The organism is Micromonospora mangrovicola (assembly GCF_047200535.1).
Lineage (GTDB): Bacteria > Actinomycetota > Actinomycetes > Mycobacteriales > Micromonosporaceae > Micromonospora.
This window is the reverse complement of record NZ_JBJZOG010000044.1, coordinates 1-22,633: the sequence shown is the minus strand read 5'-3', so window position 1 is coordinate 22,633 and position 22,633 is coordinate 1. Positions and strand designations below refer to the sequence as shown.

Annotated in this window: 24 protein-coding genes and 1 pseudogene; 22 read left to right on the top strand and 3 right to left on the bottom strand. The window is 76.1% G+C overall.

What is annotated here, in order from left to right:
* From ACL02O_RS18750 to ACL02O_RS18695, 12 genes and pseudogenes are all read left to right on the top strand, one after another.
* On the top strand, window positions 1–483 hold the full coding sequence (locus tag ACL02O_RS18750) for a phage tail protein (protein WP_412819383.1): 483 nt from the start codon (window positions 1–3) through the stop codon (window positions 481–483).
* Complete coding sequence (locus ACL02O_RS18745) at window positions 458–1,732, top strand: hypothetical protein (protein WP_412819382.1); 1,275 nt, start codon at window positions 458–460, stop codon at window positions 1,730–1,732. The genes ACL02O_RS18750 and ACL02O_RS18745 overlap by 26 nt, the downstream gene beginning before the upstream one ends.
* A complete protein-coding gene (locus ACL02O_RS18740; protein ID WP_412819381.1) occupies window positions 1,732–2,496 on the top strand; it encodes a CIS tube protein in 765 nt (254 codons plus the stop codon). Before ACL02O_RS18745 ends, ACL02O_RS18740 begins: the two co-directional genes overlap by 1 nt.
* Window positions 2,493–4,064, top strand: a complete 1,572-nt coding sequence (locus ACL02O_RS18735) for a phage baseplate assembly protein V (RefSeq protein WP_412819380.1) — start codon at window positions 2,493–2,495, stop codon at window positions 4,062–4,064. The genes ACL02O_RS18740 and ACL02O_RS18735 overlap by 4 nt, the downstream gene beginning before the upstream one ends.
* Window positions 4,064–4,402, top strand: coding sequence for a hypothetical protein (locus ACL02O_RS18730; protein WP_412819379.1), 339 nt, complete (start codon window positions 4,064–4,066; stop codon window positions 4,400–4,402). The genes ACL02O_RS18735 and ACL02O_RS18730 overlap by 1 nt, the downstream gene beginning before the upstream one ends.
* Window positions 4,399–4,842, top strand: coding sequence for a GPW/gp25 family protein (locus ACL02O_RS18725; RefSeq protein ID WP_412819378.1), 444 nt, complete (start codon window positions 4,399–4,401; stop codon window positions 4,840–4,842). The genes ACL02O_RS18730 and ACL02O_RS18725 overlap by 4 nt, the downstream gene beginning before the upstream one ends.
* Window positions 4,839–7,460: a putative baseplate assembly protein gene (locus ACL02O_RS18720; RefSeq protein ID WP_412819377.1), complete on the top strand. Its 2,622-nt coding sequence runs from the start codon at window positions 4,839–4,841 to the stop codon at window positions 7,458–7,460. The genes ACL02O_RS18725 and ACL02O_RS18720 overlap by 4 nt, the downstream gene beginning before the upstream one ends.
* Window positions 7,441–8,088, top strand: a complete 648-nt coding sequence (locus ACL02O_RS18715; RefSeq protein WP_412819376.1) for a phage tail protein — start codon at window positions 7,441–7,443, stop codon at window positions 8,086–8,088. Before ACL02O_RS18720 ends, ACL02O_RS18715 begins: the two co-directional genes overlap by 20 nt.
* Before the next feature lie 10 nt (window positions 8,089–8,098).
* On the top strand, window positions 8,099–9,022 hold the full coding sequence (locus tag ACL02O_RS18710; protein WP_412819375.1) for a carbohydrate-binding protein: 924 nt from the start codon (window positions 8,099–8,101) through the stop codon (window positions 9,020–9,022).
* Window positions 9,019–9,495: a hypothetical protein gene (locus ACL02O_RS18705; RefSeq protein ID WP_412819374.1), complete on the top strand. Its 477-nt coding sequence runs from the start codon at window positions 9,019–9,021 to the stop codon at window positions 9,493–9,495. The genes ACL02O_RS18710 and ACL02O_RS18705 overlap by 4 nt, the downstream gene beginning before the upstream one ends.
* A gap of 18 nt (window positions 9,496–9,513) precedes the next feature.
* Entirely contained in the window at window positions 9,514–10,284 is a 771-nt protein-coding gene (locus ACL02O_RS18700) for a hypothetical protein (RefSeq protein WP_412819373.1), read from the top strand.
* A 48-nt stretch (window positions 10,285–10,332) separates the two neighbouring features.
* A pseudogene (locus ACL02O_RS18695) lies at window positions 10,333–10,947 on the top strand (LacI family DNA-binding transcriptional regulator); the annotation flags it as partial.
* Between the two features lie 302 nt (window positions 10,948–11,249).
* Here the strand turns inward: ACL02O_RS18695 and ACL02O_RS18690 are convergent.
* Both ACL02O_RS18690 and ACL02O_RS18685 read right to left on the bottom strand, forming a co-directional pair.
* Complete coding sequence (locus ACL02O_RS18690; RefSeq protein ID WP_412819372.1) at window positions 11,250–11,408, bottom strand: hypothetical protein; 159 nt, start codon at window positions 11,406–11,408, stop codon at window positions 11,250–11,252.
* Window positions 11,409–11,504: 96 nt separating this feature from the next.
* Window positions 11,505–12,551: a LacI family DNA-binding transcriptional regulator gene (locus ACL02O_RS18685; protein WP_412819371.1), complete on the bottom strand. Its 1,047-nt coding sequence runs from the start codon at window positions 12,549–12,551 to the stop codon at window positions 11,505–11,507.
* Between the two features lie 247 nt (window positions 12,552–12,798).
* Here ACL02O_RS18685 and ACL02O_RS18680 point away from each other — a divergent pair, with 247 nt between their 5' ends.
* From ACL02O_RS18680 to ACL02O_RS18645, 8 genes are read left to right on the top strand one after another with little or no spacing between them, the layout of a single operon-like run.
* A complete protein-coding gene (locus ACL02O_RS18680) occupies window positions 12,799–13,068 on the top strand; it encodes a hypothetical protein (protein ID WP_412819370.1) in 270 nt (89 codons plus the stop codon).
* Window positions 13,065–13,490 carry a hypothetical protein gene (locus tag ACL02O_RS18675; protein WP_412819369.1) on the top strand — a complete coding sequence of 142 codons (426 nt, stop codon included), beginning with the start codon at window positions 13,065–13,067 and terminating at the stop codon, window positions 13,488–13,490. Before ACL02O_RS18680 ends, ACL02O_RS18675 begins: the two co-directional genes overlap by 4 nt.
* Window positions 13,491–13,506: 16 nt before the next feature.
* Window positions 13,507–14,940 (top strand): glucuronate isomerase, encoded by a 1,434-nt coding sequence (uxaC, locus tag ACL02O_RS18670; protein WP_412819368.1) that lies wholly within the window; start codon window positions 13,507–13,509, stop codon window positions 14,938–14,940.
* Window positions 14,937–16,238 (top strand): enolase C-terminal domain-like protein, encoded by a 1,302-nt coding sequence (locus tag ACL02O_RS18665; RefSeq protein WP_412819367.1) that lies wholly within the window; start codon window positions 14,937–14,939, stop codon window positions 16,236–16,238. Before uxaC ends, ACL02O_RS18665 begins: the two co-directional genes overlap by 4 nt.
* The gene (locus ACL02O_RS18660) at window positions 16,229–17,719 is read left to right on the top strand and encodes a mannitol dehydrogenase family protein (protein WP_412819366.1); all 1,491 of its coding nucleotides are present in this window, start codon (window positions 16,229–16,231) and stop codon (window positions 17,717–17,719) included. The genes ACL02O_RS18665 and ACL02O_RS18660 overlap by 10 nt, the downstream gene beginning before the upstream one ends.
* Window positions 17,716–18,315: a Gfo/Idh/MocA family oxidoreductase gene (locus tag ACL02O_RS18655; protein ID WP_412819365.1), complete on the top strand. Its 600-nt coding sequence runs from the start codon at window positions 17,716–17,718 to the stop codon at window positions 18,313–18,315. The genes ACL02O_RS18660 and ACL02O_RS18655 overlap by 4 nt, the downstream gene beginning before the upstream one ends.
* Window positions 18,316–18,346: 31 nt before the next feature.
* The gene (locus ACL02O_RS18650; protein WP_412819364.1) at window positions 18,347–19,576 is read left to right on the top strand and encodes a DUF6745 domain-containing protein; all 1,230 of its coding nucleotides are present in this window, start codon (window positions 18,347–18,349) and stop codon (window positions 19,574–19,576) included.
* Window positions 19,577–19,587: 11 nt separating this feature from the next.
* Window positions 19,588–20,028: a hypothetical protein gene (locus ACL02O_RS18645; protein ID WP_412819363.1), complete on the top strand. Its 441-nt coding sequence runs from the start codon at window positions 19,588–19,590 to the stop codon at window positions 20,026–20,028.
* Between the two features lie 103 nt (window positions 20,029–20,131).
* On the opposite strand, the gene ACL02O_RS18640 is transcribed toward ACL02O_RS18645, so the two are convergent.
* Entirely contained in the window at window positions 20,132–20,767 is a 636-nt protein-coding gene (locus ACL02O_RS18640) for a DedA family protein (protein ID WP_412819362.1), read from the bottom strand.
* Between the two features lie 215 nt (window positions 20,768–20,982).
* Between ACL02O_RS18640 and ACL02O_RS18635 the strand changes: the two genes are divergently transcribed.
* Together ACL02O_RS18635 and ACL02O_RS18630 are read left to right on the top strand one after the other, a co-directional pair.
* On the top strand, window positions 20,983–21,438 hold the full coding sequence (locus ACL02O_RS18635) for an ATP-binding protein (RefSeq protein WP_412819361.1): 456 nt from the start codon (window positions 20,983–20,985) through the stop codon (window positions 21,436–21,438).
* Window positions 21,439–21,498: 60 nt separating this feature from the next.
* The gene (locus tag ACL02O_RS18630; protein WP_412819409.1) at window positions 21,499–22,218 is read left to right on the top strand and encodes an HD domain-containing protein; all 720 of its coding nucleotides are present in this window, start codon (window positions 21,499–21,501) and stop codon (window positions 22,216–22,218) included.
* Window positions 22,219–22,633: the final 415 nt, after the last annotated feature.

The window sequence follows — 22,633 nt, the reverse complement described above, 5'->3', positions numbered from 1 at the left end:
ATGCCGACCACGGCCACCCCGCAGCCGGGCGCGCCCGTCGACCCGTACCGGGCGTACCACTTCAAGCTGCTCATCAACGGGATCACCAACGGGCACTTCACCGAGGTCAGTGGCCTGGAGGTGCACATCCCGTCGGTGACGTACCGGGAGGCCGGCAACGAGCGGATCCGCGCCGTGCCCGGCCAGGCCGAGTACGCCCCGGTAACCCTCCACTTCGGCCTGACCCAGTCCCGGGAACTCTGGGACTGGGTGAACGCGGCGGCGAAGGGCACGGTCAGCCGGCGCAACGTCTCCGTCGTGCTGCTCGACCCGGCCGGCACCGCCGAGGTGCTCCGCTGGAACATGATCAACGCGTGGCCGACCCGGTGGCGGGGCGCCCATCTCAACACCCTCGCCCATGAGATCGCCATCGAGGCGCTGACCCTGGCGTACGAGGGGCTGGAACTGGAGTCGGGCAGTGCGGCCGCCCCGACGTCCGCGTGACTGGCTGGCCCGGGCGCTGCGGGCGACCGCCGACCGCCTCGCCCCGCCCGCGCCCACCGTCGCGGCGGAGCCCGCCGCGGCCGCGCCCCGCCGTCCCCACGGGCCGCCGGAACACTGGCTGCGCCTGGTGGCCGCGCACGCCCCCGGCCTGCTGCGCGACCTCCCCCACCCCGCGTCCACCCCGCACGCCGCCACCGACGAGGAGCCTCCGGTCGGCTTCGGGCCGGCCGGCGAGGCGAACCCCCTGACCGACGGGAACGGCCGGTCGACCGGGGACGGGTGGGACAAGGCCGGCGAGGCGGCGGGACCGGGCGGCACCGCCGGCCCGTCGGCGACGGCCCGGCCGGGGCAGCCGGACGGCACGCGACCGGAGGCCGTCACCGCCCGGCCGGCGCAGCCGGCACCCGCCCCGACGGAGCGCCCGGGCAATCGGGGCGACCGTCCGACTCCGCCGGAGACCCACCGCGGCGGACGGTCCGGGGACGGCCGCTCGGGCGCCAGGTCCGCCGACGGCGTCGCCCGCCGGGGGCGCACGCCGGACGGCGCGCGGGACGCGGACGGCGCCCGGACCGGGGCGTCCGGGCCGAACGGGGCCACCGACGCGACCGGCGCCGGCGATCCGCCCGGCGGTGGTGCCCGGCGGTCCGGCACCGACCGTGCCGGCGGGCGGCGGACCGCGGCGCGTCCCGGCGACGGCGGCGCCCCCCGCTCCACCACCGGCGACGCCGTGCGGGCCCGGCGCGGCCCCGACATCGCCCGCCCCGCCCCGCCCCCGGCCGCCCCCGGCGCACAAGAGCGGCCCGTCCGCGCCGGGCCCGGGTCTGCCGGGTGGGCCGGCGCACCCCCGGACCAGCCGGCGTGGCGCGGGGACGCGCCGGCTCGCGCGACCCGGGCCGGCCGGGCGCCGGACGATCCCCGAGCCGCCGCCGACGCGCCCCGGTCGGACCGGAGGCCGACGCCCGACCTCCGGGCACATCCGCCGGACGGCCGGCGGACGCGCCGGGACCGGGCCCCGACCCGCCCGCCGGCTCCGGAGTGGACCGGAGCGACCGCCGGGCACTGGCCGACGCTGCCCGACGAGGCCACCGCGGTGCCCGGCGGGACCGCCGCCACCCGCAGCGCGGACCACCGGCCCGGGCGGGACCCGTGGCCGGCGCTGCCCGACGACCGCGAGCTGTGGCAGCCGGCGGCAGGCCCGACCGACGCGGCGTACCTGCGCCGGCTCGACCGGGAACAGGCGGGTGCCTGATGGAACGCGTGGCCTTCCTCGTGGACGAGTCCGGCACCCGGGTGGACTGCCTGCTCAACCCGGAGACGGTGCAGGTCACCCGGCTGGCCGGGGTACGCCCCCGCGGCGTGCCGGACGGTCGGCTCACCGGGGTGGGCCTGGCCGACGATCCGCTGGTTTTCACCGGCGGTGGGCGTACCGAACTGGTGCTGGACCTGCTCTTCGACATCGACTTCGTGGAGACCCAGGTACGCCCCGAGGACGTGCGCGCCCTCACCCGTCCACTGTGGCTGCTGGCGGAGAACTCCACCACCGAGCACGGCTGGCTGCGCCCCCCGCTGGTCCGGCTGGTCTGGGGCAAGACGTGGAACGTGCCCGGCGTCATCGTGGCGATCGCGGAACGTTTCGACGCGTTCAGCCTCACCGGCACCCCCCGCCGCTCCTGGCTGCGGCTCAAGCTGGTCCGGGTGGCCGAGAACGCCGAGTCCGCCCAGGCCGGCTTCGAGGAGGAGCTGGCCGCCGCGAGCAGCCCGACGGTGCCGCCCGGCTCGGCGGTCGTCGCCGCCGCCGACGGCGCGGCCGAACCCGGCTGGTCCGGGGTGCGCTTCGACCTGCTCGCCCACGACGCGCTCGGCTCGCCGCTGCGCTGGCGGCTGCTCGCCGAGCACAACCGGATCAGCGACCCGCTGACCGTGCCGGCCGGCACCGCCCTCGCCGTCCCACCGGTCACCGCCGCCGGCGCGACCCCGCCCGGCGGTCCGGCTGGGCCGGGAGGTGCGCCGTGAACCGGGCCGCCACCGTGACCGTCGACGGCACCCCGCTCAGCGACCCGCGCCGGCTGCGCGGCGTCCGGGTCGCCGCCCGCCTGGACCGGCCGACCCAGTGTGAACTCACCCTCGCCACCGCGCCCGGCACCGCCGCCCTCGACCCGCCGGTACGACCCGGCGCCGCCCTCGACGTCCGCCTGGACGGCCAGCCCGACGCCCTGTTCATCGGCGAGGTGACCTGCGTCGAGGTGGAGTACGCCGCCGACGGCGCGGCCCTGCTCCGGATCCGGGCGTACGACCCGCTGCACCGGCTGCGCAAGCGGCAGGAGCTGCGGGTGTTCGAGTCGGTGACCGTGGCCGACCTGGCCGCGACGCTCTGCGCCGACCTCGGCCTCACCGTCGACGCGGACACCGACGGGCCCCGGCTGGACCGGCTGCTCCAGCACCGGCACACCGACCTGGAGCTGCTGCGCGAGGTCGCCGGGCGGGCCGGGCTGCACCTGGCGGTGGACGGCGACCGGCTGCGCCTGCTCACCCTCGACGGGTACGGCGACCCGGTCCCGCTCGCCCTCGGCGACACCGTGCACGCCCTGCGGGTCTCCGAGAACCTGGACCGGGCCGGCGGGGAGAGCGTCGCCCTCGGCTGGCACCCGCAGCGCGCCGAGCCGCTGCGCCAGCAGGCCGACGAGGCCCGCTCCGGCCGGCGGGTGCCGCTACGTCCCGCGCCGGGCGACGTGGGCGCGGACGGCGCCCGTACCGCCGTCGACCAGCCCGGCCGCAGCGACGACGAGCTGGCCGCCCTCGCCCAGGCCGGGCTGGACGCCCGGGTCGCCGCGCTGGTCACCGTCGAGGGGACGGCCGAGGGCGATCCGGCGCTGCGGCCCGGCCGGCGGATCGCCCTGACCGGCGTCCCCGACCCGGTCGCCGGGGTGTACGTGCTCACCGAGGTGGTGCACACGGTCGACGCGAACGGCCACCTGAGCGGCTTCTCCACCGTCCCGCCGGAGCCGTCGGCGGTCGCCGCGCCCGCGCCGGCCACGGTCACCCTCGGCACGGTCACCGACGTCGACGACCCCGACCGGCTCGGCCGGGCCCGGGTGACCCTGCCCGCGTACGGGGACCTGGATGCGGGCTGGCTGGCTGTGGTCTGTCCGGGCGCGGGGCGGGGCAAGGGCATCGTCGCGCTGCCCGACCCGGAGGACACCGTGCTGGTGGCGCTGCCCGGCGGCGAGCCGGCGTCCGGCATCGTGCTCGGCTCCTTGTTCGGGGCGGTCGAGCCGTACGACGCGGGGATCGTGTCCGGGCGGTCCCGGCGCTGGTCGATGCGGACCGGCACCGGCCAGTCGATCGTCATCGACGACGACGGGCGCACCCTGCGGCTGGCCACCGACGCGGGCAGCTTCGTCGAGCTGCGCCCGGAGCTGACCACCGTGCACGCGGCCGGCGATCTGGTGCTCTCCGCGCCCGGCCGGGCCATGGTGGTCCGCGCCCGGACGGTCGACTTCCTGCGGGCGACCGCCACCGAGGACGCCGACACCGCCGCTGCGCAGGCCCGCTCCCTCGCCCGTGCCCACGGAGGTGGCTGATGCGCTGGATCCACCGGGACTCGCTGATCACCTGCGACCACGACGGCCGGGTGCAGAACCGCCCCTCCCAGCAGTGGGTGACCGTGCAGGGCGTACCGGTGCTGGTGGCGACGGACCCGGAGGGCAGGGACATCACCGCCTGCCCGAACTACGGGCCCACCGTCAGACCCTGCGCGAAGACGCTGAAGGTGACCGTCGGCTACAGCGCCTGGCTGCGGGTAAACGGGCACCGGGTAGTGCTGTCCAACCTGGACGGCCTCACCGACGGCACCCCGCCCGGGTTCGTCCATCACACCGTCCGCGACCCGCGGCAGACCTTCCTGGGGGCGGACGCATGAGGGCCTTCCGCTTCGTCGGCGCCGGCTTCGACGCGGGTCGCGCCGGCGGGCTCGCGCTGACCGCCGCCGGCGGGCTGGCCATGACCGACGGCGACGAGACGGTACGCCAGGCGCTGTTCCTGCTGTTGTCGACCACCCCCGGGGAGCGGCTGATGCGGCCCGGGTACGGCTCCCGGCTGCACCGGCTGGTCTTCGCCCCGAACGACGACACCACCGCCGGCCTGGCCATCCACTACGTCCGGCAGGCGGTCCGGCGGTGGGAGCCCCGGGTGGAGGTGCTCGACGTGGACGCCGGATCCGACCCGGACGACCCGTGGCGGCTGGTCATCCGGCTGGACTACCGGGTGCGGGCCAGCCTCTCCCCCGGCCAGCTGGTCTTCTCCGTCGACCTGCTGCCCGACGACGACCCGGACGACCACGCCGAGGAGGCCACGTCATGACGCTGCCGGTGCCGCACCTCGACGACCGCGCCTTCCTCGACCTGGTCACCGAGGCGCGGGAACGCATCCGCGCGTCCTGCCCCGACTGGACCGACCTGTCCGCACACGACCCGGGGATGGCGCTGCTGGAGGCGTTCGCGTACCTCACCGAGGTGATGATCTACCGGCTGAACCAGTTGCCGGAGAAGGCGTACGTCGCCTTCCTCAACCTGCTCGGGGTCTCCCGGCACCCGCCCACCGCGGCCTGGGCGCAGGTCCGGTTCAGCCGGACCGGTTCGGACCGCGGGCCGGTCCGCCTCCCCGCCGGCACCCGGGTCGCCGCCGCCCGCGGCGCCGACCCCCGGCCGGTCGTCTTCGTCACCACCGAGCCGGCCCTGCTGCCCGCCGGGGAGACCGAGGTGACGGTACGCATGCACCACTGCGAGCCGGTCGAGGCGGAGCTGCTCGGCACCGGCACCGGCCAGGCCGGCCAGGTGCTGCGGGCGGCCCGGGCTCCCCTCGCGCGCACCGCCGAAACGCTGGACCTGCTGCTCGGCGTCGAGGTGCCGAGCGGCTCGGTGGACCTGGGCGCGGCGGCCCGCGAGCACGAGGGCCGGACGTACGAGATCTGGCGGCCGGTGGACAGCTTCGCCGGCCTCGACCCGCAGGCCAAGGCGTACCTGGTGGACCGCGCCTCCGGGGTGGTCACCTTCGCGCCCGCGCTGGACCTGCGGCCGGCCCACGGGTCCGGGCCGGACGTCGAGGGGGCGTCCGGTCCGGTGACGGTGGCGGCGGTGCCGCCGGCCGGGCGGCAGATCCGGCTCTGGTACCGCTGCGGTGGCGGCCCCGCCGGGAACGTCGCGGCGGGCACGCTGACCAGCCTGCGCGACCCGCTGCCCGGGCTGAAGGTGACGAACCCGGAGCCGGCCGGCGGCGGCCGGGACCTGGAGTCCCTGGAGTCGGCCCTGGCGCGCGGGCCGTACCAGTTCTTCGCCCAGCAGCGGGCGGTGACCGCCCGGGACTACGAGATCCTCGCCGCCGGCTCGGGGGCGGTGGCCCGGGCCCGGGCCTTCACCCGGGCAGCCGTCTACAGCTTCGCCCGCCCCGGCGAGGTCGAGGTGGTGCTGGTGCCGTACGTGCCGGATCAGGCCCGCCCGGGCGGCCGGCTGCCGGTCGACGTGCTGCGCGAGCACGAGGTCGACGAGGCCCGGCGGGGGGTGGAGGCCGACCTGGAGCGGCGCCGCGCGCTGGGCACCACGGTCCGGGCGAGCTGGGCCCGCTACAAGGCGGTCTCCATCCGGGCCCGGGTGGTGGTCCGGCGGGAGGAGGACGTCGACGCGGTCCGCCGCCGCATCCACGACCGGCTGCACCAGACGCTCAGCCCGCTGCCCACCCCGCTCAACCCGGCCGGCTGGGCGTTCGGCGAGCCGCTGCGCGCCTCCAACGTGTACCGGATGCTGGAGCACGCCGAGCCGGGCGTGCGGTACGTGGAGTCGGTGCGGTTCGTGGTGGACGAGGCGCCGGACGCGCAGGTGCGCACCCTCGCCGTCGACCAGTACCAGCCGGGCACCTGGTACGCGGGCCGCGGTCCGGTGCTGTTCCGCTCCACCAACGCCGGGGCGGGTTGGGAGCCGGCCGGCCGGCTCGAAGCCGAGAGCGTGGTCCGGGTGGTCCCCGCCCCGGCGCCGGCACGCCCCGGCATCGTGCCCCGGGCCGGCTCGGTGGCCGTGGTCACCACCCGGGACTCCGGGGGCTCCCGGGTGCGGCTGAGCACCGACCTCGGGGAGACCTGGACGCTCCTGACCGACCTGGACTCCCGGGTGCAGGACCTGGCCTGGATCGACCGGGACGGCGCGGGCGCGCTGCTGCTCGCCACCGACACCGGGCTGTTCGAGGTCTCCCTGCTGCCCGGCGCGGTGCCGTTGCAGATCCTGGTCGACCCGGCCGACGCCGACCGCGGCTTCTACGCCGTGCGGGCGTTCGTCTCCGAGCGCGGCGCGCCCGGGGTGGCGGTGGCCGCGCAGGCCGGGTTCGGGGTCTACCTGTCCACCGCCGCCGGCCGCCCCGGCACCTTCGCGCACGTGGGCCTGGCCAACGTGGACAACCGGGTCCTCGCCGTGCAGTACGACGGGCCGGCCACCCTGCTGTGGTGCGGCGCCGGCGAGCCGGACCCGAAGAAGCCGGGGCAGGGCTGCCACCGCACCCGGCTGTTCGAGTCCGACGTCAAGTGGCAGGCGGTGCAGGCCGGCTGGATCGGCGGCACCTGCCGGGACCTGGCGTTCAGCGGAACCTTGGCGGTCGCCGCCACGCAGAGCGGCGGGGTGGTCCGGCTGGACACCCTGGCCGGGCAGTTGCAGTGGCAGCCGGTGGTGGTCAACTGCGGCCTGCCGTTGCGGGACCGGTCCCGGTTCGTCCCGGTCGACGCGATCGCCGCCACGGCGCCGTCCGGCGGTGGCGCCGAGCGGCTGATCCTCGCCGGCGGTGAGCGCGGCGTGTACCGCAGCGGCGACGCCGTGGACTGGGCGGCCAGCGCCAACCAGGCCACCGCCGACGTGGTCACCGTCCCCGGCACCTGGCTGCTCTGCTCCGGAGAGCACGACATCGAGGTGGTGCGGCAGGATGCGTCGAGCGGCGATTGAGCGGCTGCTGCCGGCCGCGTACCAGCGGGCCGCCGGCCCGGGCAGCGTGCTGGGCGCGCTGCTGGACGTGATGGAGGCGTTGCACGCACCGGACGAGGCGGTGCTCGCCGACGTCGACGCGCTCTTCGCGCCGTACCGGACGCCGGACGGGTTCGTGGCGTACCTGACCCGGTGGGTGGCGATGGACCACGTGGTCGCCGCGCCCCGGGCGGACGCGCCGCTGCCGCTGCCGGCGGGCCGGCTGCGGGACCTGGTCGCGCACGGCGCGCTGCTGGCCCGCTGGCGGGGCACCCCGTACGGGATGCGCACCGCCCTGGAGCTGGCCACCGGGGTGACCGGTTTCGGGCTGGACGAGCCGGCGGACCGTCCGTTCCACGTGGTGGTCCGGGTGCCGCCGGCCGCCGCCGACCAGCTCGCCGTGATCACCCGGATCGTCGAGGCGGAGAAGCCGGCCGCGGTGACCGTGGAGATCGTCGCGGGGGTGACCCCGGACCCCGCCGTCCCGGGACCGGCGGCGCCCGACGGCCAACCCCCGCCGGACCCGACCGACCAGGCGCCCGGGGTCGCGGCCGTCCGCGCGGTCGGCCGGGCGCACGTCCCGTCCCCCGCACCCCGCGACCAGCAGTAAAGGAGCAGTCATGACCACCGAATGGGCCGTCGTCGCCGCCGCCGAGCAGTTCACGCTCGACGCGCGCAACAGCGGCGAGCTGACCTTCACCGTCTCCAACCCGGGCGAGGCCCCGGACACCGTGGTCTTCGACGTGGCGCCCGGCGAGGGCACCCAGCGCGGCTGGTTCACCGTCGCCGAGCCGCAGCGGGTGGTGCCCGGTCAGGGTTCGGTGTCCTTCCTGGTCCGCCTCACCGTGCCGCCCGGCACCCCGCCCCGGCGCTACGACATGACCGGGTTCGCGTACTCGGCGAACACCGCGCCGGAGGAGAGCTCCCGCTCCAGCGGCCGGGTGACGTATGACGTGAAGGCGGCCGCGGCCCCGAAGCGCACCCCGTGGCCGTGGATCGCCGCCGCGGCGGTGCTGGTGCTGGTGGTGGCCGGGGTGGTCGTCTTCCTGGTGACCCGCGGCGGCGACCCGCCGCCGGCCCCGCCGCAGGCGCAGGAGGTGACGCTGGAGGCGGAGAGCCTGGTGGCGGGCGCCACGGTGCAGTCGGCCGGACCGACCGCGGCGTCGGTGCTGGAACAGAAGAACTGCTGCCTGGTGACCTGGTCCGGCGACGCCCAGCTGTTCTTCCTGGGCCGGTCCGTCGGCGACCGGGTGACCGTCACCGTGGACCTGCCGGCCGACGGGACCTGGCAGTTCTCCACTGTGCGCACCACGTCGTTCGACTACGCCAACACCATCTTCCTGATCGACGGCCGGCAGGTCGGCGGCACCTTCTTCGGCTTCAGCCCGACCGTGGTGAGGACCGACTGGATCGACGTCGGCACGGTAAGCCTGACGGAGGGACCGCACAAGGTCACCCTGGTGGCGGTGAGCAAGACGCAGGGCACCAACCGGTACTTCGCCGGGGTGGACCAGATCCGCTTCACCCAGCTCCTGGCGCCATGAGCGGGCGGCAGAAGCTGCTGCTGGCGGCCCTCGCCGCGCTGCTGGTGGTGTTCTACGTGGTGGCGGTCGGCGGGGGCCGGCACGACCGGGGCGACCCGGCCGCCCGGCCGGGCTGGCTGGGCCGGCTCGGCGGCGGCAGCACCGCCGTCGACCCGGCCGATGTCGAGGTCCGCTGCGCCCCGCCCGCCGCACCGCCCAGCGCGTCGGTCGAGGGCACGGTGCTCAGGTTCACCACCGGCTGCGTGCTGCGGGTCGCCGATCCGGGCGGCCTGCGCACCCTGGTGCTGCGCAGCCGGGCCCCGTTCGAGGTGACCGCCCCGGCGCCGCGGCAGGCGGAGGTCACCGTCCACGACGAGGTGACGCCCGGCGACGACGGTACGGCGGTGGCGAAGGTGGCCGTCGACCGGGAGACCGACGTCGCCCTGGGCTGCCCGGGGGGTGGCGAGTGCACGGTCACCGTCGCCCGGTCCTGATCGGCGGGGAGGTACGCCATGGGTGAGCTGCGCAAACCGTTCCTGCTGCTGGCGCTGCTCGCGGTAGCGCTGGTCGTGGGGCTGGAGCTGGGGTCGGCGCTGCTCACCGGCGGCGGGGACGCCGGCGGGGCGCTGCGGGACAGCGCCGGTCGGCTCGGCGTCGAACTCGGCGACGTCGGCGCGGTCACCGAGCCGCCCGGCCGGGGCACCGGCTACCTGGCGCTGATCGACGTGGTGGCGCTGTGGACCACCGGACTGTTCAGCCTGAGCCTGGTGGTGCCGGACCGGATCCAGGGACGGGTGCAGGGCGTGGCCACCCTGATCTTCTCGATCGTGCTGCTGATCGTGTCCTTCGTGCTGCTGATCGTGGCCTTCGTCGAGCTGACCATCATGGTCTCGCTGTTCCTGGCGGCGCCGTTCGGCACGCTGGCGTACCTGGCGCTGTGGGGGTTCTTCCCGGTCGGCGAGGCGTCCGCGCTGCTCGGCCTGGTGCTGCTGCTCAAGCTGGTCTGGGGCGGCCTGCTGCTGCTCGCCCAGCCACGTTTCCTGCAGAACAAGGGCCTGGTGTTGCTGGCGCTGACCACGCTGCTCTGTACGGTGGTGCTGGAGTTCCTGCACCGGCTGGTCCCGGGGATCCTGGTCAGCATCACCGACGACCTCGGTGCGCTGGTCTTCGCCGTGGTCGCGATCATCTGGGCGCTGGTTCTGCTGATCGGCTCCATCCCCGCCATTGTCAAGGCCGCCCGGACCACGGCCACCACCTCCCGGCCCACCGCCCGCACCCGCTGATCCGGCTCCCCGACGGTGGTTCCGGGAGCGGCGGAGTGATCTCCACCGATCAGGCAAGGGCTTTCCTGGCGGCCCTGCGGTAGCCTCTCGGCGACCCGGGGTGAGCAGGGGGGTGGCCTGGCGACGCTGGCCGGCGTCGCCCGCCGGGCGGGCGTCTCCCCCGCGACCGCGTCGCGGGTCATCAACGGCAGCAGCATGCCGGTCGCCGACGCGCTGCGCGAGCGGGTGCTCAAGGCCGTCGCCGAACTGCGGTACGTGCCGAACGCGCACGCGCAGCTGCTGGCCCGGCCACGGCGCAGCGTGGTCGGGGTGGTCGTGCACGACGTCTCCGACCCGTACTTCGCGGAGGTGATTCGGGGACTGCAACGGGTCGCCACCGAGCGGGGCCGGCTGGTCATCATCTGCAACAGCTACCGAGACCCGGAACGGGAGCTGGAGTACGTCGACCTGCTCCGCGCGCAGCAGGTGGCCGCGATCGTGCTGGCCGGCTCCGGCTACCACGACGACGACGTCAACGCGCTGCTGGACGAGCGGCTCACCGCGTACGCGGCCACCGGCGGGCGGGTGGCGGTGATCGGCCGGCACCGGCACCAGGGCGACGCGGTGCTGCCGGCCGACCAGGACGGAGCCCGGCTGCTCGGGGCGGAGCTGCGCCGGCTCGGTCACCGCACGGTCGGCGTCGTCGCCGGGCCGGCGGCGCTCACCACCACCAGCGACCGGGCTCGCCGGCCTCTGCGCGGGGGTACGGACCGTACCGGCGCCCACGAGGCGGTCACGCCGCCGGCCCGCCTCGACCGCGGCCCGCAGCCCGGGCAGCGCGTCCGGGGTACGGATGGGCACCTCCACCACGTCGATGCCGAGGTCCCAGGCCCGCTCGGAGAGCCGGACCGTCTCGTCCGGCGGCAGGTCCCGCAGGATCACCATCACCCGCGCGGCACCGAACACCGGCCCGAAGTCGTGCCTGCTCATCCCCTGCTCCCTCCACTGTGGTGGCCGGCCGGTGCCAGCACCGCCCAGTCCGCGTCGGCCAGCGCCAGCGCCCGGGCCGTCCAGACCGGGTCGGGCGGCGGCGCGGTGTCACCCGACTCGGCGAGCGCCGGGGCCGCCGACGTTGCTGGGTGCATCTGCGCTCACTCCTCGGCTGCGGGAGGCGACGACGTCACCGGCGGCCGTCCACGGGCCGCCCGGGTCCGCACGGCGATGCGGGCCCGGGCCACCAGTCAGGGCCCGGCGACGTCCCGACCGGGCGGTGGGACGGGCCCGGTCGAGTCGCGGACGACCAGTCCGGTCTGGAGCATTACCTGTGCGGTGGTGCGACGGTCGCCGGCCGCCACAGCCCGGCCCCGGGCGCCGCGGAACGCGCCGGAGTCGTGTTGCAGCAGCATGTCGACGGCCGTCCGGCCGGCGGCCGCGGTCGGCGTGGCCACCGTCGTCAACTTGGGGCGGGTGAGCCGGCTCAGCGCAATGTCGTCGACGCCGATGACGCTGACGTCCTGCGGCACCCGCAGCCCGAGCGCGTCGAGCCCTTCGATCAGGCCGATCGCCATGAGGTCGTTGTAGGCGAGCACGGCGGTGACGCCGCTGCGGCGTACCGGCTCGGCGAGGGCGCCGCCGCCGGTCTCGGTGGGCTGGTTCGGCCCGAGGACGGTCAGCTCGGCGCCGCCGGTGCGGGCGGCCGCCGCGGCGGCCCGGCGCATCTCCCGGTTGGTCCACGAGCCGCGCGGGCCGCCGAGCAGCGCGATCTGCCGATGGCCGAGGCCGAGCAGGTGCTCGATCGCGGCCCGGGCCCCCTGTCCGACGTCCATCACCACGCAGGGCAGGCCGGCGACCTGGCGATTTATCACCACCACCGGAACTTCCCGGCTGACCTGCTCGATCAGGCTGTTGCTCATCCGGGGGCTGCACAGCAGCACCCCGTCGACCTGCTTCGCGAGGGCGTGGACGAGCTGCTCCTCGGCGGTCGGGTCCTCGTTGGTGTCGGCCACGAACACGTGGTAGTCGCGGTGCCGCGCCTGCCCCTCGGCCGCCTTGATCAGCGGCGGGAAGAACGGGTTGGCGATGTCGGCCACGATCAGGCCGATGTTGTGCGTACGGCCGGTGATGAGGGCCCGGGCCGCCCGGTTGGGCCGGTAGCCGAGGTCCTCCGCACAGGCCAGCACCCGGACCCGGGTCTCCGGGTTGACCAGGTGCGGCGCCGAGAACGTGCGGGAGACGGTGGAGATGTGCACGCCCGAGGCCCGGGCGACGTCCCGGATGGTGGCTGGCACGACGGGCTCCCTCGTCCGATGTGGTGGTGGTCACGTGGGGTGGGGTGCCGCCAATTAATGCAAACGGTTGCTCCAGTGTCAACGGGGGATTGTTGCGGGTCGATTGCGGCACCGCTCCCGGACGGGCGTGCGGCCCGGGGTTAATCCGGACAAACGCGACGAGTTTGTCATCGGCCGTTGACGAGCTCTTCTCGGGCGTGCTTTCTTCGACTGCAAACCTTTGCAGCAATCCGGGGAGGTCGACGCCATGTCACCACCGGCCCGGGAACGGGTCCGCCACGCCCTGGTCGGCGCCGGGGCGCGGGCCGAGATGTTCGTCCGCGCGCTCGCGCTCGACCACGCTGACACCGCCGACCCGTTCGCCCTGCGGCTGGCCGACCACCCCCGGCTGCGTGAGCTCTACCTCGACGCCGAGGCCGAGGACGGCTACCAGCGCGACCGCAACGTCTTCGCCCCCGGGGTGGCCATCGAGGACGACCTCGCCGTGCTGGCCCCTACTCCACCGGCGCGACGATGACCTACCACCTCACCGCGTACGCCCCCTGGGAGGACTACCGGGTCATGGTCAACGGCAGCCGGGGCCGTCTCGAACTGGAGGTCACCGAGAGCGACCACGTCAGCCCCGCCGGGGCCGGGGCGCTCAAGGGCGCCGCGCTGCACGGCGACGAGGCCGCCGCGGAACACGGGGCGGCCCGGCTCACCCTGCGACCGTTCTGGGCGCCCCCGGTGCCGGTGCCGGTGGGCGGCTGGACCCGGCAGGGGCACGGCGGCGCGGACGCCCGGATGACCCGGGTCCTCCTCGGCGGCGCGCCCGACCCGCTCGACCGGGCCGCCACCGCGTACGACGGCGCGCTCGCCCTGCTCACCGGCCTGGCCGCCAACCGCTCGCTGGACACCGGCACGCCCGTCCGCGTCGCCGACCTGCTCACCCTGCCCTGACCGAGGAGCCCGCCCCGTGCCGACCATCTCCCGCAGCGATCTGCTGCTGCCCGCCGAACCCGGCCAGCGCGCCCTCGCGCGCGAGCTGTACGCCCTGGCGGCCGAGCAGCCGATCATCTCCCCGCACGGGCACGTCGACCCCGCCCTGCTGGCCGAGGACCGGCCGTTCCCCGACCCGGCCCGGCTGCTCGTCGTGCCCGACCACTACCTCACCCGGATGCTGCTCAGCCAGGGCGTACCCCCGGCGGACCTCGGAGTGCCGACCGTCGACGGCAGCCCGGTCGAGACCGACGGGCGGACCATCTGGCGGCGCTTCGCCGCCCACTGGCACCTGTTCCGGGGCACCCCGTCCCGGCTCTGGCTGGAGCAGACCTTCCGCGACGTGTTCGCGGTGACCACCCCGCTCTCCCCAGCCACCGCCGACACCGTCTACGACGAGCTGGCCGCCCGGCTCACCGAGCCGGAGTTCCGCCCCCGGGTGCTGTTCACCCGGTTCGGCATCGAGGTGCTCGCCACCACCGAGTCACCCCTCGACGACCTGGGCCGGCACGCGAAGCTCGCCGCCGACGGGTGGGGCGGGCCGGGCGGGCGGGTGGTCACCACGTTCCGCCCGGACGACGTGGTGGACATGGAGTTCGGCAACTGGTCGGCCAACGTGGACCGGCTCGCCGAGGTGTCCGGCGAGGACACCGGCACCTACGCGGGCTACCTGGCCGCGCTGCGGCAGCGCCGGGCGGCGTTCATCGCGGCCGGCGCCACCTCCTCCGACCACGGCCACCCGACCGCCCGAATCCTCGGTCTCGGTCCGGCGCAGGCGACGGCCCTGTACGACAAGGGGCGGCGCGGCCTCGCCGACGCCGCCGGCGCCGAGGCGTTCCGGGCGCACATGCTGCTGGAGTTCGCCCGGATGTCGCTCGACGACGGCCTGGTGATGCAGCTGCACCCGGGCGCGGTGCGCAACCACAACCGCCGGCTGTACGCCCGGCACGGGCGGGACGTCGGCGGGGACGTGCCGCAGGTGACCGAGTACGTGCACGGGCTCGCCCCGCTGCTCGACGCGCACGGCAACGACCCGCGGCTGACCGTGGTGCTCTACACCCTCGACGAGGGCACCTTCACCCGGGAACTCGCCCCGCTCGCCGGCGGGTACGCGGCGCTGCGCCTCGGCGCGCCCTGGTGGTTCCTGGACTCCCCCGAGGTGCTGCGCCGGTTCCGGGAGGCGGTCACCGAGACCGCCGGCTTCTACAACACCGCCGGGTTCGTCGACGACACCCGCGCGTTCTGCTCCATCCCGGTCCGCCACGACGTGGCCCGCCGGGTCGACGCCGGCTTCCTGGCCCGCCTCGTCGCCGAGCACCGGCTGCCCGAGGACGAGGCCGCCGAGACCATCGTCGACCTGGCGTACCGGCTGCCCAGGCAGGTCTTCAAGTTCGGGGAGGGGCAATCATGACCAGGATCGTCGACGTCGAGGTGCACGACGTGCGGTTCCCGACCGCCGCCAGGGGCGACGGCTCGGACGCCGTCAACCGGGGCGACTACTCGGCGACGTACGTGGAGTTGACCACCGACGGCGGGCCGACCGGCGCCGGGTTCACCTTCACCAACGGCCGGGGCAACGAGATCACCTGCGCGGCGGTGCGGGCCCTCGCGCACCACGTCCGGGGCCGTACGGTCGCCGAGATCACCGCCGAGCCGGTGGCGTTCTGGCGGTCGCTCACCGCCGACGTGCAGCTGCGCTGGCTCGGCCCGGAGAAGGGGGTGATCCACATGGCCACCGGGGCGCTGGTCAACGCCGTCTGGGACCTGCGCGCGCGGCTGGCCGGCAAGCCGATGTGGCGGTTCCTCGCCGAGGCGCCCACCGACGAGCTCGTGGCCGCCGTCGACTTCCGCCACATCACCGACGCGCTGACCCCCGACGACGCGGCGGCGATCCTGGACCAGGGACGCGACGGTCTCGCCGAGCGGATCGCCGCCCTGGAGCGGGACGGCTTACCCTCGTACACCACCTCGGTCGGCTGGCTGGGCTACCCGGACGACAAGGTGCGCGCGCTGACCCGGGCCGCCCACGCCGCGGGCTGGCGGGCGGTGAAGATGAAGGTCGGCGGCCCGCTCGCGGACGACCTGCGCCGGGCCCGGATCATCCGCGCCGAGATCGGCCCGGACGCGCTGCTGATGATGGACGCCAACCAGGTCTGGGACGTGGACGAGGCGATCACCGCGATGACCGCGCTGGTGGAGGTCGACCCGTACTGGATCGAGGAGCCCACGCACGCCGACGACGTGCTCGGTCACGCCCGGATCGCCCGCGCGGTCGCCGAACTTTCCGAGGGGCGCTGCCGGGTGGCGACCGGCGAGGTGGCCGCCAACCGGGTGATCTTCAAGCAGCTCCTGCAGGCCGGGGCGATCGGCGTCATGCAGATCGACGCCTGCCGGGTCGGCGGGGTCAACGAGGTCCTCGCCGAACTGCTGATGGCGGCGAAGTTCGGGGTGCCGGTCTGCCCGCACGCCGGTGGTGTCGGGCTCTGCGAGTACGTCCAGCACCTGGCGGTCTTCGACCATCTGCGGGTCGGCACCGGCATCGACGGCCGGATGGTCGAGTACGTCGACCACCTGCACGAGCACTTCGTCGACCCGGTCCGCACCCGCCGGGGGCGCTACCTGCTACCCACCGCCCCCGGCTACAGCGCCGCCCTGCGCCCGGAGTCCGTCGCCCACTTCCGCTTCCCGGACGGCCCGGCGTGGCGCTGACCGTGAACACCGACCGGCTCGGCCTGGCCACCCTGCGCCGGCTGCCGGTGGAGTGCCGGCCGCTGCTGCGCCCCGGCACCGTGCCGGCCGGCATCGTCCACCTCGGACTCGGCGCCTTCCACCGCGCCCACCAGGCGATGCACACCGAGGCGGCCGTCGCCGCGGCGGGCGGCGACTGGGGCATCATCGGGGTCGCGCCCCGCAGCGCCGCCGTGGTCGAGGCCCTCGCCGCGCAGGACGCCCTGTTCAGCGTCACCGCGCTCTCCGCCGAGGGCGCGGCCAGCCGGGTGGTCGGCGCCCTGGCCGGGGTACGGCACGCCGCCGGTGACCCGGCCGCCGTGGTCCGCCTGCTCGCCGACCCGGCGATCCGGGTGGTGACGTTGACCGTGACCGAGAAGGCGTACCAGCTCGACCCGGTCACCGGGACGCTGCGCGCCGACCCGGAGCTGACCGCCGACCTCACCACCGACCGGCCGCCGCGGACCGTGCCCGGGCTGCTGGTCCGGGGACTGCTGGCCCGGGCCGCCGCCGACGCCGGCCCGATCGCCCTGGTCAGCTGCGACAACCTGCCCGCCAACGGGCGTCGGCTGCGCGGCCTGGTCGGCCAGTGCCTCACGCTGGCCCGGGTGCCCGACGAGACCGCCGACCGGGTGGCGCGGCAGGTCACCTTCCCGGGCACCATGGTCGACCGGATCGTGCCGGCCAGCACCCCGGAGACCCTGGCCACCGCCCGGCGGGTGCTCGGGGTCGCCGACCTGGCGGCGGTGGCCGCCGAGCCCTACTCCCAGTGGGTCATCGAGGACGACTTTCCCGGCGGACGCCCGGCGTGGGAGCGGGCCGGGGCGGTCCTCACCGGCGACGCCGGCCCGTGGGAGCGGCTGAAGCTGCGCGCCCTCAACGGGGTGCACTCGGCCACCGCCTACCTGGGCGCGCTCGCGGGCGCGGAGATCGTCGCCGAGACCCTCGCCCTGCCGCAGCTGACCACCGTGCTGCGTCGGCTGGTCGCCGAGGACGTCACGCCCAGCTTCACCCCGCCGCCCGGTGTTTCCGTGCCGGCGTACGGGGAGGAGGTGCTCACCCGGTTCGGCAACCCGGCGATCCGGCACCGCACCCTCCAGATCGCCACGGACGGTTCGCAGAAGCTGCCACAGCGGGTGCTGCACACCATGGCCGACCTGCGCGCCGCCGGGCGGCCGGCCCACTGGTGCGCCCTCGTGGTGGCCGCCTGGCTGCGCTTCCTGCTCGGTCACGCCGACGACGGCCGCCCGCTGCCGCTGGACGACCCGCTCGCCGACCGGCTGCGGGACGCGCTCGCCGCCGGCCGGGACACCCCCGCCGGGGTGGTCGACGCCCTGTTCGCCGTACGCGAGGTCTTTCCGGCCGAACTGGCCGCCGACGACGAGGTTCGCGCCGACGTGACCGGCTGGCTCACCGCCCTGCAGCGGCACGGCGTCCGCGCCACCCTGGCCGGTGCGCGGTGACCGGCCCGGCGGGTCGCGTGCCGACCGGCCCCGGTCCGGCCGCCGACGGGTCCGGCGCGGCCCGCGGCCGGCCGGCACCGGCCGGTGCCCCGCCCCGGCTGGCGCTGGTCGGGGCGAACGGGCACGGGCGCTGGCACCGGCGGGCCATCGCGCCGCTGCACGCCGCCGGGCGGCTGCGCCTCCACGCCGGGGCGGACGTGCTGCTGGAGAAGCCACCGGTGCTCGACCTGGCCGAGCACCGGGCCCTCGCGGCCGCGTCGGCCGCCACCGGGCGGGTCGTGCAGGTCGGCTTCCAGGCGCTCGGCTCGGCGGCGCTGACCGAGCTGACCGGCGCACTCGCCGCCGGCCGGCTCGGCCCGGTCACCGGCATCGCCACCGTGGCCGCCTGGGGACGCCCGGACGCCTACTACGCCCGCGCCCCGTGGGTGGGACGGCGTCGCCTGGACGGCCGGCCCGCCCTCGACGGCGCCCTGGGCCGGGTCGAGGTCGAGCGCTACCGGGTGCGAGCGATCGAGATAGACGACACCGCCGTGCTGCGCCCGGGCCGTGAACGGGGTTGCCCGGGGCGGCCGGCTCTGCCAGCATCGACGACATGATCGAGAGAAAGGGCGTGTACGCCCTGGCGCGATGAGCGCGCGTAACCGGCAGCGGGCCAGGCGCCGCGCCGGACTCGGCCGGGACCCGGCGGCCCACCTCGACCGCTGGTACCGGGCGGCGGAACTCCGCGACGACTGGCTACGGACCGCGCTGAGCACCGAGCCCGCCGACCGGGAGCGCGCGGAGCGGTCCATCACCGGCCTGTACGCCCGGCTCGGCCGGCCCCGACCCCGCTTCCACTGGGTGGCCAGCCCCCGGCAGGCCGTCGACCTGCTGGACGAATCCCCGATCCGCTTCGGCGACCCGCCCGACCAGTCCGCGCCCTGGCACGTGGCGCACCAGCTCGCCGTCGAATGGGCCGCGCTCGGTGACCGGCTCGACGGGGGCGAGGCCACCGCGGAGACCTGGTGGACCCGCAACCGGGCGGCGCGCACCCTGCCACCGGCCGAGGCGTTCGCCGTCGGCGCGAGCCTCGCCGACCTGCTCCGGGTCGGGGTACGCGAGTTGCTGACCCGGTCGGTGCACGACGCGGTGCGTGACCCGCTGCGGACCGCGCTGGCACAGGCGGTCGGCGAGCCACCCGGGCTGCGCTGGCACGGGCAGCACGACGTGCCCCGGGTGGCCTACCAGGACGTGCGGCGGCGGCTGCGCCCCGCCGTGTTCGCCCCCGACGACGATCGGCAGCTCGACCTGTGGGCCGAGGTGGCCCGCTCCGCCGGCTGGTGGTGGCCGCGGGAACGGGTCTGCCTGGTGACCGAACGGACCACCGTCGTGCACACCGAGGCCGCGCCGGGCGCGCGGCACGGTGAGATCCGCACGCACAACGGGCACGGGCCGGCCGTCGGGTACGCCGACGGTTGGGGTGCCCACTCCTGGCACGGCACCGCCGTACCGGACTGGGTGATCCGCGAGCCGACCGTCGAACGGATCGCCCGGGAACGCAACGTCGAGGTGCGCCGGTGCGCCATCGAGCACCTCGGCTGGGACGCCTACCTCGACCAGGCCCGGTTGCGGCTGGTCGCCGAGGCGCCCGACCCGGGCAACCCCGGCTGCCGGCTGCAGCTCTACGACCTGCCGCGGCAGGTGTGGGGCACTGCGGCGCGGGTGCTGCTGGCGGTCAACGGCTCCGTCGAGCGCGACGGCCGACGCCGCCGGTACGGGCTCATCGTCCCCGCCCACCTCGACGATCCCGTCGCCGCCGCCGGCTGGTCGTACGGCCTGACCGGCGAACAGTACGTCCTCCTGCTCCGCCGAACCTGAAGGTGACCACCATGACCATGACCCTGAACAAGCTGACCGACCTGACCGGCCTGACCGTGCTCGACCACCTCGAACAGCAGGTCCGCATCCCCGTCCTGGCCGGCCTCCAGGCCCAGGGGGATCTGCTCGTCGTCCCGCTGCACGTGCTCGACGACGTGCACCTGGCGGCCCGGGCGCGCTGGCGTCCGGTGCCGCCGGCCGGGGTTGAGCTGCTGCGCGGTGCGGCCGGCGGCAACCCGCACACCCTGGTCGCCGAACCGGGCGACGCCCACTGGAGCACCGACGTGGCCGACCCGGTGTCCCTCGCCGTCGGCGCGCTGCGGTGCACCGGGCCCGCCTACCTCGTCCACCCCGAGCACGGCGGCTCCGGCATCGCGCCGGGCACGTACCTCGTCCGCCGGCAACGCGAGCGGAACACGGGGTGGGGCGGCGACCACCTGGTGGCCGACTGAGCCGGCGCCACCCCCGGTTCCGCCCGGCGCGGGGCCGCACCGACGGCCGCACCGGGCCGTCCGCCGGACCGACGGGGGCCGACGGACGCCGGTGCCGCCCGGTTCAGGTCCGCCCCGCCGGCACCTCCCGCTCCCGGCGGGCGGCCCGGCGGGCGCGGACCACCCGCACCACCACCAGCAGCACCACCACGGCCAGCACCGCCTCGCCGCCCCAGCCGAGGCGCCGCTCCAGCAGCCGGTATGACGCGCCGGCGAGGTAACCGAGCACGGCCACGGCGACCGCCCAGAGCGCCCCGCCCGCCACGTTCGCCACGGTGAAGGCGCGACGCGGGATGCCGCTCATCCCGGCCAGCCCGGGCACCAGCGCGCGCAGCGCCGCCGCCCACCGCCCCAGCACCACCGCCACCGCGCCCCGGCGGCGGATCAGGTCCAGCGCTCGGCGCAGCTCCCCGGAGCGGACGAACCGCCGGGGCGCACGGTCCAACAGCCGGCGGCCGTACCGGCGGCCCAGCAGATAGCCGACCTGGTCACCGAGGGCCGCCCCGGCGACCGCCGCCACGATCACCGCCCAGAGTGGCAGCCGCCCCTCGTGAGCGAGCACCCCGCCGACCAGCACCGCCACCTCGCCGGGCACCAGCAGGCCGAGGAAGGTGGACGCCTCCAGGGCGGGCAGCAGGAAGACCAACGCCAGGACCAGTGCGGGCGGCAGCGCCACCAGCACCTCCAGCACCCGGTCCATCGGCTGATTGTCACCCGGGCGCCGTCGGCGTGCCCGCCGTCCCCGGGGACGGGGCGCCGGCAGCGGTGCGCAATGATCTCCTGGACCGGGGCGGCGCCGGGCCGACCGCCGGGTCGGGGAATGAACCACGCTCCCGCCGGGGACAATAGGTGAGGGCGGTGACAGCGCCAGCGAGCGCCCGGGCTCGGGGACGTGCGCGGGACAGGGGGCCGGACGTGGAGGGTGGGGCAGCCGCCGGGACCGGCGGCGGGGGCAAGGCTGTGCCCCGGCACCGGCCCGACCCGGTGCTCACCATCGCGGTGCCGGCCGACCCGGGGGAACTCGCCCCCACCCGGGAGCGGCTGCGCGGCTGGCTGCACGCCCTGGGCGTGGCCGAGTGGGACGTCGAGACGGTGTTGATCGCCACCGGGGAGGCCTGCGCGAACGCCATCGAGCACGGGTACCGCTTCGCCCCCGGCGGGATCACCACGCTCCGCGCCGAGCTGCGCGACGACCTGCTGGAGATCGAGGTACGCGACCAGGGCGGCTGGCGCACGGACGAAGGCGGGGACGGCGACGAGCGCGGCCGGGGCCGACTGATCATGGCCCGGGTGATGGACGAGGCGACCATCGTCGGCACCCCGGAGGGCACGACGGTGCGCCTCGTCAAGCGGCTCTCCGCCAACCGCTGACGGCCGTCGGGTGGACGACGGCCGACCCTGCCGGTAGTGAAGATCGGCTATAAGTGGACCATGGAGTTCCCCGCATACCTGGCCACCATGCCGATGCACGCGATCACCGAGATCCACGGCGAGCCGGGCCTGCTGGCGCGGTTCCGGCTGGAGATCGAGACGTTTGACGACGCCGCCCGCGAGCGGCTCACGGCCGCCCTCGGCCTGGCCGCCGAGCTGCACCGCGACGACCGCCGGGTGCGCGAGCCGTACCTCAACCACCTGCTCCGGGTGGCGATCCGGATGATGCACCACTACCACGTCCGGGACGTGGACGTGATCGTCTCGGGCCTGCTGCACGACGCCGTGGAGGACCACCCGGCGGAACTGGCCGGACCGGACGCCACGGGCGACCCCACGGCGGCGGCCCTCGCGGCGCTCGCCGACCGGTTCGGCCCGCGCGTCGCCCGGCTGGTCGGGGCGGTCACCAACCCCGCATACGACCCGGGGCGCGACCGGCACGTGCAGTACCGCGAGCACGTCGCGGCGAGCCTGGACCGGGAGCCCTGGGCCCGGGTGATCAAGATGTCGGACTTCACCGACAACGGGGTGGGCGTGATCCACACGGTCGGGCCGAAGGTGGCCCGGTCGGCGGCCAAGTACCGCCCCCTGGTGCCCGTCTTCCGCGACCTGATCGCCCGCCCGGACACCCCGCTCTCCGCCCCGGTGAAGCAGCACATCTTCGCCCAGCTCGACCTCGCCGAGGAACGCTTCAGCGCCATCCTCGACCACCCCAACTGACCCCACCCCTCCCCCACCCCAAGATCCGCGCTGTTTCACGGAAACAGCGCCCATGCCCCGCGCGGAGGCCACTCTTTCCGTGAAACAGGGCCGTCGCCGCCGTGTGGGCGAGCGCGGGGGGGCGAGCGCGGCGGGGGCGGGGCGGGGGCAACGGGGGTGGTCAGTGGGGGTCGGTGGGTGGGGCGCCGACGTGGCCGCCCAGCGCGGCGGCGATCCGGTGCCGCAGGGTGGGCAGCCGGTCGACGCGGGGACCTCGCGTGCCGGCGCGCGATCGCGCGTACGGGAGACTGCCCGGCCCGGGCGGGAGCTGCAGCCGCCGTGCGGCGGTGCCCGCCGGTCAATGCGGTGATGTTCGACGATGCCTGGTAAGGGGTGCGGGTGGGCGGCGGGGGGGGCCCCCCCCCCCCCCCCCCCC

Bases quoted from the DNA above. Each gene is read 5' to 3' on its own strand.
- ACL02O_RS18750 (WP_412819383.1), top strand. From the start codon at position 1: ATGCCGACCACGGCCACCCCGCAGCCGGGCGCGCCCGTCGACCCGTAC.
- ACL02O_RS18740 (WP_412819381.1), top strand. From the start codon at position 1,732: ATGGAACGCGTGGCCTTCCTCGTGGACGAGTCCGGCACCCGGGTGGAC.
- ACL02O_RS18730 (WP_412819379.1), top strand. From the start codon at position 4,064: ATGCGCTGGATCCACCGGGACTCGCTGATCACCTGCGACCACGACGGC.
- ACL02O_RS18725 (WP_412819378.1), top strand. From the start codon at position 4,399: ATGAGGGCCTTCCGCTTCGTCGGCGCCGGCTTCGACGCGGGTCGCGCC.
- ACL02O_RS18720 (WP_412819377.1), top strand. From the start codon at position 4,839: ATGACGCTGCCGGTGCCGCACCTCGACGACCGCGCCTTCCTCGACCTG.
- ACL02O_RS18715 (WP_412819376.1), top strand. From the start codon at position 7,441: ATGCGTCGAGCGGCGATTGAGCGGCTGCTGCCGGCCGCGTACCAGCGG.
- ACL02O_RS18710 (WP_412819375.1), top strand. From the start codon at position 8,099: ATGACCACCGAATGGGCCGTCGTCGCCGCCGCCGAGCAGTTCACGCTC.
- ACL02O_RS18705 (WP_412819374.1), top strand. From the start codon at position 9,019: ATGAGCGGGCGGCAGAAGCTGCTGCTGGCGGCCCTCGCCGCGCTGCTG.
- ACL02O_RS18700 (WP_412819373.1), top strand. From the start codon at position 9,514: ATGGGTGAGCTGCGCAAACCGTTCCTGCTGCTGGCGCTGCTCGCGGTA.
- ACL02O_RS18690 (WP_412819372.1), bottom strand. From the start codon at position 11,408: ATGCACCCAGCAACGTCGGCGGCCCCGGCGCTCGCCGAGTCGGGTGAC.
- ACL02O_RS18680 (WP_412819370.1), top strand. From the start codon at position 12,799: ATGTCACCACCGGCCCGGGAACGGGTCCGCCACGCCCTGGTCGGCGCC.
- ACL02O_RS18675 (WP_412819369.1), top strand. From the start codon at position 13,065: ATGACCTACCACCTCACCGCGTACGCCCCCTGGGAGGACTACCGGGTC.
- ACL02O_RS18665 (WP_412819367.1), top strand. From the start codon at position 14,937: ATGACCAGGATCGTCGACGTCGAGGTGCACGACGTGCGGTTCCCGACC.
- ACL02O_RS18650 (WP_412819364.1), top strand. From the start codon at position 18,347: ATGAGCGCGCGTAACCGGCAGCGGGCCAGGCGCCGCGCCGGACTCGGC.
- ACL02O_RS18645 (WP_412819363.1), top strand. From the start codon at position 19,588: ATGACCATGACCCTGAACAAGCTGACCGACCTGACCGGCCTGACCGTG.
- ACL02O_RS18640 (WP_412819362.1), bottom strand. From the start codon at position 20,767: ATGGACCGGGTGCTGGAGGTGCTGGTGGCGCTGCCGCCCGCACTGGTC.
- ACL02O_RS18630 (WP_412819409.1), top strand. From the start codon at position 21,499: ATGGAGTTCCCCGCATACCTGGCCACCATGCCGATGCACGCGATCACC.